At 72.9% G+C, this 8,464-nt stretch carries 6 protein-coding genes and 1 pseudogene; 3 read left to right on the top strand and 4 right to left on the bottom strand.

What is annotated here, in order from left to right; genetic code table 11:
• Together HET64_RS32910 and HET64_RS32915 are read right to left on the bottom strand one after the other, a co-directional pair.
• Positions 1–976, bottom strand: a pseudogene (locus HET64_RS32910) (CbxX/CfqX); the annotation flags it as partial.
• 357 nt (positions 977–1,333) lie between these two features.
• Positions 1,334–1,963, bottom strand: coding sequence for a uridine kinase (locus HET64_RS32915; protein ID WP_215110816.1), 630 nt, complete (start codon positions 1,961–1,963; stop codon positions 1,334–1,336).
• A gap of 186 nt (positions 1,964–2,149) precedes the next feature.
• Here HET64_RS32915 and HET64_RS32920 point away from each other — a divergent pair, with 186 nt between their 5' ends.
• Together HET64_RS32920 and HET64_RS32925 are read left to right on the top strand one after the other, a co-directional pair.
• Positions 2,150–3,514, top strand: a complete 1,365-nt coding sequence (locus tag HET64_RS32920) for a peptidase C39 family protein (protein ID WP_215110817.1) — start codon at positions 2,150–2,152, stop codon at positions 3,512–3,514.
• Positions 3,515–3,640: 126 nt separating this feature from the next.
• On the top strand, positions 3,641–4,423 hold the full coding sequence (locus HET64_RS32925) for an SAM-dependent methyltransferase (protein WP_215110818.1): 783 nt from the start codon (positions 3,641–3,643) through the stop codon (positions 4,421–4,423).
• A gap of 34 nt (positions 4,424–4,457) precedes the next feature.
• On the opposite strand, the gene HET64_RS32930 is transcribed toward HET64_RS32925, so the two are convergent.
• Positions 4,458–5,849 carry a PepSY domain-containing protein gene (locus HET64_RS32930; RefSeq protein WP_308370415.1) on the bottom strand — a complete coding sequence of 464 codons (1,392 nt, stop codon included), beginning with the start codon at positions 5,847–5,849 and terminating at the stop codon, positions 4,458–4,460.
• A gap of 1,056 nt (positions 5,850–6,905) precedes the next feature.
• On the opposite strand from HET64_RS32930, the gene HET64_RS32940 reads away from it, so the two are divergent.
• Positions 6,906–7,067 carry an SCO1431 family membrane protein gene (locus HET64_RS32940; protein WP_215110820.1) on the top strand — a complete coding sequence of 54 codons (162 nt, stop codon included), beginning with the start codon at positions 6,906–6,908 and terminating at the stop codon, positions 7,065–7,067.
• Between the two features lie 95 nt (positions 7,068–7,162).
• On the opposite strand, the gene HET64_RS32945 is transcribed toward HET64_RS32940, so the two are convergent.
• Complete coding sequence (locus tag HET64_RS32945; protein ID WP_215110821.1) at positions 7,163–8,434, bottom strand: glycoside hydrolase family 18 protein; 1,272 nt, start codon at positions 8,432–8,434, stop codon at positions 7,163–7,165.
• Positions 8,435–8,464 lie beyond the last annotated feature (30 nt).

Here is an 8,464-nt window from a genome sequence, read left to right on the forward strand (position 1 = left end):
GTTTCGGTTCGGGCGCTTCGGGGACGGGGGCGGGCGGGCCGGGGGCCGGGTCGTCGCCGAGCAGCCCCGCGTCACTCACCGGCCAGGACTCCCGTCCGTCCACCGGATCACCGCCGAGCAGCGCGTCGCCCTCCGGCTGCGCCCCCGTCCCCGAAGCGCCCGAACCGAAACCGGTCAGGGTCACGGCGGCCAGGTCCGCCGACTCGTCGTACCCGTCGCCCTCCACGAGCGCCGCCAGCCGGGCGGAGGTGTCCATGAAGGCCGGGTCGACCCGGTGCACCGCCCGGTACAACGGCAGGGCCGCCGCGCTGCGCCCGGTGCCCTCATGGGCCCGCGCCAGCCAGTAGCGCAGCTCCTTGCGCTGCGGCTGCTCGCTGCGACAGCGCATCAGCGCGGCCGACAGCAGCGGCTCGGCCTGCCCGAACATCTCCAGCCGCACCCGCGCCATCCCGCCGAACAGACCCGCCTCGATGCCCAGCATCGGATCCTCGACGAGCTGCTCGGTGCACCGCACCAACTGATCCCAGTCCTTGACCAGATAGGAGCGGCAGGCGTGCAGGAACCGCACCTGCGGATCCGCGTCCACCGGCGGCAACCCGGCCAACGCCCGGTCCAGCTCCGGCACATGGCGTCCGTCCAGCCAGTGCGAGGCGTGCGCCAGCAGCAGATCGCGCTGGCTCTCCAGCACCGGCTGCACCCACCAGCCCAGCCAGTACCAGGAATTGAGCGTACGGCGATGGCGTGCCCGCTGTTCGCCGAAGCGGTCGCGGTGCCGGTACATGCGTAACAGGGCTGTGGTGGTGTCGATGCGGAGCGCGTGGAGGCCGAGCCAGCCGTCCGCCATGCCCGGATCGAACCGCACCGCGGCTCTGAACTCCTCCTCGGCCTGCGGGTAGGCGCCCATCGTGTAGGCGTCCATGCCACGCAGCCAGGCGAGGTCGGCAGGGGCTCCAGCGCCCTGTGTGCCGATGTCCATCAGGTCCCCCACAAACCGTGCCCCCAGGATGTCCCGCCCGCACAGCATGCCCACCGGAGCGTGCTGAATCACGGCGTGGAGGAAGGGAATTGACCACACCGAGGTGCATCGTACCCGCGCACGGGGAGGCGACCGCCCGATGGCCGACCCCCGAGGCGGTGACCCAGGGTGAGTGAATCGCTCTGCGTGGTCGCCGGGGCGGCGGGGGGAGCACGGAGCGAAGCCCCCGATCACGGGGGAACAATCGGGGGCTTCGCGTCCATGGGGGCTCCGAAAAGCCGCACAATGAGAACGTAAGACCAGTAAGGCCCCCCGGTCAAGCAGAGTTGGGGCACTTCCGGGCCGATTTCCGACTGCTCAGTATGGCGGGACGTCCTGGCTACCGTGCGTGACGGTTCGGTTCACTCCCGCTGTCACGCGGGGCCCCTCCAGCCACGCGTACCCCTCAGCCAACTGGCGTACCAGAGTGTCGGCGTACGGCCGTGAGGGATCCTCGGCGAAATGCCGGGCCTCGGCGAGCGTCCACCCGTCCCAGAACCCGGTGAGCCCGGTCCCGTCCCGCCGCCGGCCCCGCTCCCAGGACGTGTCCCGGTCCAACTCCATCCAGCACAGCGCCGCCAGCCACGGGCGCACCTGACGGCGCCCCGCGCCGACCCCCTCCACCAGCACCACCGGGGCGGGCTCCAGGGTCCGCGCCGGGCCGAAGCGGCGCTCCGTCCAGTCGTAGGGGGCATAGCGGGCGCTCTCGCCGCGCGAGAGGGGCAGGATCACCTGCTCCCGCAGCCGCCCCGTCCAGCCGAACAGTTCCTCGTGCGTGGCGAGGTCGTCCAGCTGGAGGACCGGCGCACCGCCCAGCGCCGCCGCGAGACGGGCGGCGAAGGTGCTCTTGCCCGAACCGGCGTGCCCGTCGACCGCGACGAGCCTCACCGGCCCGCAGGAGGGGGGCAGTGCGGAGAGGTCATCGGCGTGGCGGGCCAGGTCATCCATGGCTCCAGGGTACGTTCCGGCACGAAAGCGCCCGGGGTCCACCGCAGGTCACGCCAGTGGTCCAGACCCATATTCGGTCCGTCGGCCACTGCCGGACACTGGCCCGACCCGGCTGCGAACCGGGATAGTTGGCGCACCGCACGGCACCCGCAGACCACCTTCCGCATCCGACCGGGGGTCACGACCATGACCAGTCCGACTTCGCGCAGAACCGTTCTGACCGCCGCGCTCGCCGCGGCGGCGGCCGCCGGCACGGTGGGCTCCACCGCGCCCGCGTCCGCCGCCCCGACCTCGCCCACCGGCTCCTCCGCCGCCCCGGAGGCCCTCGTGGACAACCGCTTCTGGCACACCTACACCGACTGGCGCTGCGGCACGGGCGACGGAACCCGGGTGCTTCCGGGGCCCCGGCCCGGCGTCGTGATCGCGGTCCCGGCCGGCCGTGCCGACTACACCGACCCGCACACCGGCAGGACGGCCGCCTGGGACTACGCCACCTGGACCTCCTCCGTGCACCGCTCGGCCGTCCCCGCCACCGAGGTGATCGCCTCCTGGAACGCCCGCACCCCGGCCGGCACCTGGATCCAGGTCGAGCTGAGCGGCGTCTACGCGGACGGCACCGCCACGCCCTGGTTCGTCATGGGCCGCTGGGCGGCGGGCGACGGCGACATCCGCCGTACGTCCGTCGACGGCCAGGGCGACCCGTACGGCTCCGTGTGGACGGACACCTTCTCGGTGGACGACCCCGCGAGCGGCGTCCGCCTGGTCTCCTACCGGCTGCGGCTCACGCTGTACCGCACCCCGGGCAGCCGCCTCACTCCGACCGTCTGGCGGGTCGGCGCGATGGCCTCGGACGTGCCCGACCGCTTCACCGTGCCCGCGAGCACCCCCGCGCTCGCCCGCGAACTGCCCGTGCCCCGCTACTCGCAGAACATCCACATCGGGCAGTACCCCGAGTACGACAACGGCGGCGAGGCCTGGTGCAGCCCCACCTCCTCGCAGATGATCATCGAGCACTGGGGGCGCCGCCCCACGGCCGAGGACCTGGCCTGGGTCAAGCCCGGCCTGCCCGACCCCCAGGTCTGCCACGCCGCCCGCCAGACCTACGACTACCAGTACGAGGGCTGCGGCAACTGGCCGTTCAACGCCGCCTACGCCGCCACGTACCGCGACCTGAACGCCGTCGTCACCCGCCTCGGCTCGCTCACCGACCTGGAGCGGCTGATCGGTGCCGGCATCCCCGTCATCACCTCGCAGTCCTTCCTCAAGGAGGAACTGACCGGCGCCGGGTACGGAACGGCCGGCCATCTGATGACGGTCATCGGCTTCACCCCCGAGGGCGACGTCATCGCCAACGACCCCGCGTCCCCCGACAACGACGCGGTACGCCGGGTCTACCGGCGGCGCGAATGGGAGAACATCTGGCTGCGGACCAAGCGCTACGACGCGGGCGGCAAGGTCAGAAGCGGCACGGGCGGGGTGTGCTACGTCTACTGGCCGACCCGGACGACACCGGGTCAGTGGCGCGTGCTGAGGGCGCTCGGCCTGGTGTGAGCGGGGGCGGCCGGGAGTCACGCCGGGCGGGGAAGTTCCCCGCCCGGCCCCGGTCCGTGGGCCGGGCCGGGGCCAAAGCGCCGTGGACGCGCAGGAGTTGCATGAGGGCAGCGCTATGTTGAACAGGTGACCGACACCAACTCGCGCATCGACACATCCCGCCCGCACACCGCCCGGATATGGAACTACTGGACCGGCGGCAAGGACAACTACCCGGTCGACCGGGAGGCCGGCGACCGGATCCGGAACATGCACCCCGGGATCGGCGCATACGCCAAGGCGGACCGGTTGTTCCTCGGCCGGGCGGTGCGCCACCTGGCCGAACAGGAGGGCATCAGGCAGTTCCTGGACATCGGGACGGGGCTGCCCAGCGCCGACAACACCCACGAGGTCGCCCAGCAGGCGGCCCCCGACGCCCGTGTCGTGTACGTGGACAACGACCCGCTCGTGCTGGCGCACGCCCAGGCACTGCTGGTGGGGACCCCCGAGGGACGCATCGACTACCTGGACGCCGATCTGCGGGATGTCGACGGCATCCTGGCCGCGGCGTCGAAGACACTCGACTTCTCGCGGCCGGTGGCGCTGATGCTGCTCGGAGTCGTCATCTTCATCGAGGACGACGAGGAGTCCTACGGAGTCGTCCGCCGGCTCATGGACGCGCTCGCCCCCGGTAGCCACCTGGTCCTGTCCCACACGGTCACCCACCCCGACATGCCGGACGTGGACGAGGCGGTGGCGTTCTGGAACGAGCACGGCACCCCGAAACTCACGCAGCGGACCCCGGCTGCCGTGACGCGCTACTTCGAGGGTCTGGAGCTGCTGGAGCCCGGGGTGGTGTCGTGCTCCGCGTGGCGGGCCGGGACGCCGACGCCGGACGTCGCGATGTACGCCGGCGTCGGCCGCAAGTGAGGACGGGGCCGGGCGGCCCGTCCGCCACCCGGCGTCAGGCGGTGCGCCGTCGGCGCACCGCTCCCACCACCGCGTCGACCACGAGGAACCCGGCCAGGGTCACCCCCAGGACCGGCAGCGCCCAGCCCAGGGCGGCCACGGCCGGGACGCCCAGGACGAGGGCCGACAGCGGAATCCGCCGCCACGCCCCGCGCTCCGGCGCCCTGCCGACCCGCGCCGGCCGGTCGCCCCGGGTGGGCCGTCGCTGCCACCACATGAGGTAGCCCCAGACGATCACGGCCGTCAGGCCGAGCGCGAGGAGCGCCAGCGCGATCTGGTTGGCGATCCCGAACAGCACGCCCATGTGGCCCTGTACGCCCAGTTTGCTGAGCTTGTTCAGGGCCGGGTGGTCGGCCCAGCGGGTGCGCGAGGTCACCTCGCCGCTCGTGGTGTCCACGGCCACCCGGTCGTAGTGCACCGGCCAGGTGTTGTCGGTCTGCGCCACGACCCACGCGCTCGCCGCGTCCGCCGGAGGCGTCACCTCCACGGTCCCCCCGAGGCCCGCGCTCCGGGCCGCGGCGAGGGCGGCGGTGAAGTCCGCTGGATCGGCGTCGGCGGTCGCGCCGGCGGAACCGCCGTGCCCGGCGTGCTCCGAGTGATCCCCGGCGGGGGCCTCGGCACCCGGGAGCGCGGTGTCCAGAGCGGGGGCGTTGCCGTTCGCCGCGTCCAGCAGCCGCCCGAACCGCTCGCCGCCGTACTGCGACCAGGTGAGGCCAGTGGCGCTCAGGAACAGCAGGCCCAGCGCCAGCCACACCCCGGCGGCGGCGTGCCGGCCACGGGTCCGCCGTACCCCCTTGGCCGTACGGTCCGGAAGCAGCACGCCCCGCGCCGACCTCGCGCGTCGGCCCCGGCCGCGCCCGAGCCACAGGACGAGGCCGCCCACGACGGCCACCCACAGCCAGCTCGCGGCGACCTCGGAGTACAGGCGTCCGGTGTCGCCCAGGTGGAGGTTGCGGTGGAGATCGTCGAGCCAGGTGGTGAGCGGCGTCGAACCGAACCAGGTCGTCAACTCCCCCCGCACCTCCGCGGTGTACGGGTCGACGAACACCGTGCGCTGGTTCTCGCCCAGCTCCGGCACCGCGAGCACCACCCGGGTGGTGTCCTCGGGGCCCGGCGGAGTGATCACCGAGGCCAGGGTGCCCTCGGGGTGTGCCGCCCGTGCTGCGGAGATCTGCTCCGTCAGCGGGCGCACCTCGTCCCCGACCCGCTCGACCCGCAGTCGGTCGCCGTACACGAGCCGGTCGAGCTGGGGCGTGAACGTGTAGGCCAGCCCGGTGACCGCGGCCACCAGCAGGAACGGGGCGACGAGCACCCCGGCGTAGAAGTGCAGCCGGACCAGGAGATGCCGCACCTCCGTCCAGGAACGGGCCGGTCTCTCCGTCGGGATGTCGGTCGGATCGTGGTCGTGCCGCGGTATTTCGGTTCTCTGGGACACAGTGCTCCTCGGAGGGCGGACGGTGACGTGGCGGACGCGCGCCCGACGCCCCCCGCACGCATGCCTGTCGGACGCCGGAACACGTCCGGCGTCGATGGCTGGGTGCGGGGAGGTCAGGCCGGGGCCGCCGTCGGCGGCCCGCGCCGGGACCGCGACCGGGCGAGCAGCGCTCCGAACCGGATCCGCGCCACCACCGGCGGCGCGGGGGGCGACCAGGGCCGCCAGGCGTCGCAGGACCCGCTCCCCGTACAGCACGCACAGGGCGGTCCCGAGCGTGGCCGCCGCATGGGCCCCGGTCATTCCGGCGTCCAGTGAGTCCCCGCCGCCCGGGTGCGTTACGGGGCCTCCGGCAGGCCCGGTCACGGGGTGCGCGTGCCCGTCGGGCATCCCGGGGTGCGAGGCCCCACCGGGGCGCGGGGAGAAGTGGAACGCGTGGTGCAGGGCGAACTGTGTCGCGCCGAGCACCAGGACCACGAGGTCGAAGCGGCGCCGCCGGCCGCCCACGAGCAGTGCCCCCTGCACCGTCAGGGCGAGGAGCAGGAGGCCGAGCACTCCCGCGCCGGGCAGGCGTCCGCCCATCGCGACATGGCTCCCGGCACCGAGGACGAGGCATGCCGCACCGCAGAGCAGGCCTCGGGCCGCTCGCCTCGGCAGGCCGCCCGGTGCACGCATGGGCACAAGGTAGCCAGCCGCCACACCGGGCTCGGCGGTGGGCTCGGTGCCGCGGACTCTTCCCATGGGGCAGTAGTCGGCCGGGTGGCCGAAAAAGTTCCCGTGCGTGTCCTGATTCGGGAATCGGCACGGACCGGTGTGGCGTCGCCCATAGTCCGCCCCGCCCACGCCGTCCGCCCCGGCGGCGTGTCGCCCGCCGTGCCGGGGGAGCGGGACTCCCGGGCGCTCGGTCCGCCTCGGGCCGTGACCGGGATCTCGTTTTCCCCGGCCCGGGGTGCTGGCACTCTGGTCGGGTCACGGGGGACCCAGCCGAAGCCGTACGAAGAGCGAGACGCCATGACCGCGACCACCGCCGCAGGAAACGCCCACCAGGCCCGCCACGCCCGCCGCGTGCGCACCGGCGGCCCCGAGGACGGCTCGAAGCTGATGGAGCACATCGCCGGCTGGGCCTTCGTGGTCGTGTTCGCGATGCTCGTCACCCAGCTCGGCCTGCTGTGACGGCCCGACTCCGATCGCGGGTACGGGGCAGCGTGTGAGAAAGGGCGGGGCGCCGTCCGGCGCCCCGCCCTGTCCGTCCGTCGATCCCGTGAACGCTAGCGGATCGCCTTGATCAGCTCGCCGTTCCCGGTGTCACCGCTCAGCTCCCAGAAGAACGTGCCTCCCAGGCCCTGTTCGTTCTTGTAGTTCATCTTGGTGCCGATGGTCTCCGGGGTGTCGTAGCTCCACCAGTCGGTGCCGCAGTGCGCGTACGCCGTTCCGGCCACCTTGCCCGTGGCGGGGCAGCTGTTCTTGAGGACCCGGTAGTCCTCGATGCCCGCTTCGTACGTACCCGCCGCCGCCCCGGTCGCGCTGCCGCCCGGCTCGGACTGGGTGACGCCGGTCCAGCCGCGGCCGTAGAAGCCGATGCCCAGCAGCAGCTTCTCCGGCGGGATGCCGAGGGCCTTCAGCTTGGAGATCGCGGCGTCGGAGTTGAAGCCCTCCGTCGGGACGCCCGGGTAGGAGGTCAGCGGGGAGTGCGGTGCCGTCGGCCCCTTCGCCTCCCAGGCGCCGAAGAAGTCGTACGTCATCGGCAGGTACCAGTCGAGGTGCTTCGCCGCCCCCGCGTAGTCGACCGCGTCGATCTTGCCGCCGTCGGAGCCGTCCGCCGTGATCGCCGAGGTGACCAGGTCGGTCCCGAAGGACTTGCGCAGCTCGCCCAGCAGGTTGCCGTACGCGTCGCGGCCGCTGGTGTCACAGCTGAGACCGCACGCGTTGGGGTACTCCCAGTCGATGTCGATGCCGTCGAAGACATCGGCCCAGCGGGGGTCCTCGACCAGGTCGCGGCAGGACTTCGCGAACGCGGCCGGGTTCTGCGCCGCCTGGCCGAAGCCGCCGGACCAGGTCCAGCCGCCGAACGACCAGAGGATCTTGAGGTCGGGGTGCAGCTTCTTCAGCTTGCGCAGCTGGTTGAAGTTGCCGCGCAGCGGCTGGTCCCACGTGTCGGCGACCCCGTCGACCGACTGGTCGGCGGTGTAGGCCTTCTCGTGGTCGGCGTACGCGTCGCCGATCGTGCACTTGCCGCCGGTCACGTTGCCGAAGGCGTAGTTGATGTGGGTCAGCTTGTCCGCGGATCCCGACGTCTCGATGTTCTTGACGTGGTAATTGCGGTCGTACGTACCCCAGTTGGTGAAGTATCCGATCACCTTGTCTCCCGCCGCCGTGGGGGCGGCCTCGGCCGCGGCGGGGGCCGCTGCCGGCTGTGCGGCGGGGGTGGCGCCGGCCGGGGACATTCCCGCGACGCCGAGCAGGGTGGCGCCGAGGGCCGCCGTACAGGCGGCAGCGGCGAGCGCCCGGAGACGGGCGCGGGGGCGGTGCGGCTTGAGCATCGTGGCTCCTCGTGGGGGAGGGCTGGTGCG

The organism is Streptomyces sp. McG3 (assembly GCF_018619185.1).
Lineage (GTDB): Bacteria > Actinomycetota > Actinomycetes > Streptomycetales > Streptomycetaceae > Streptomyces.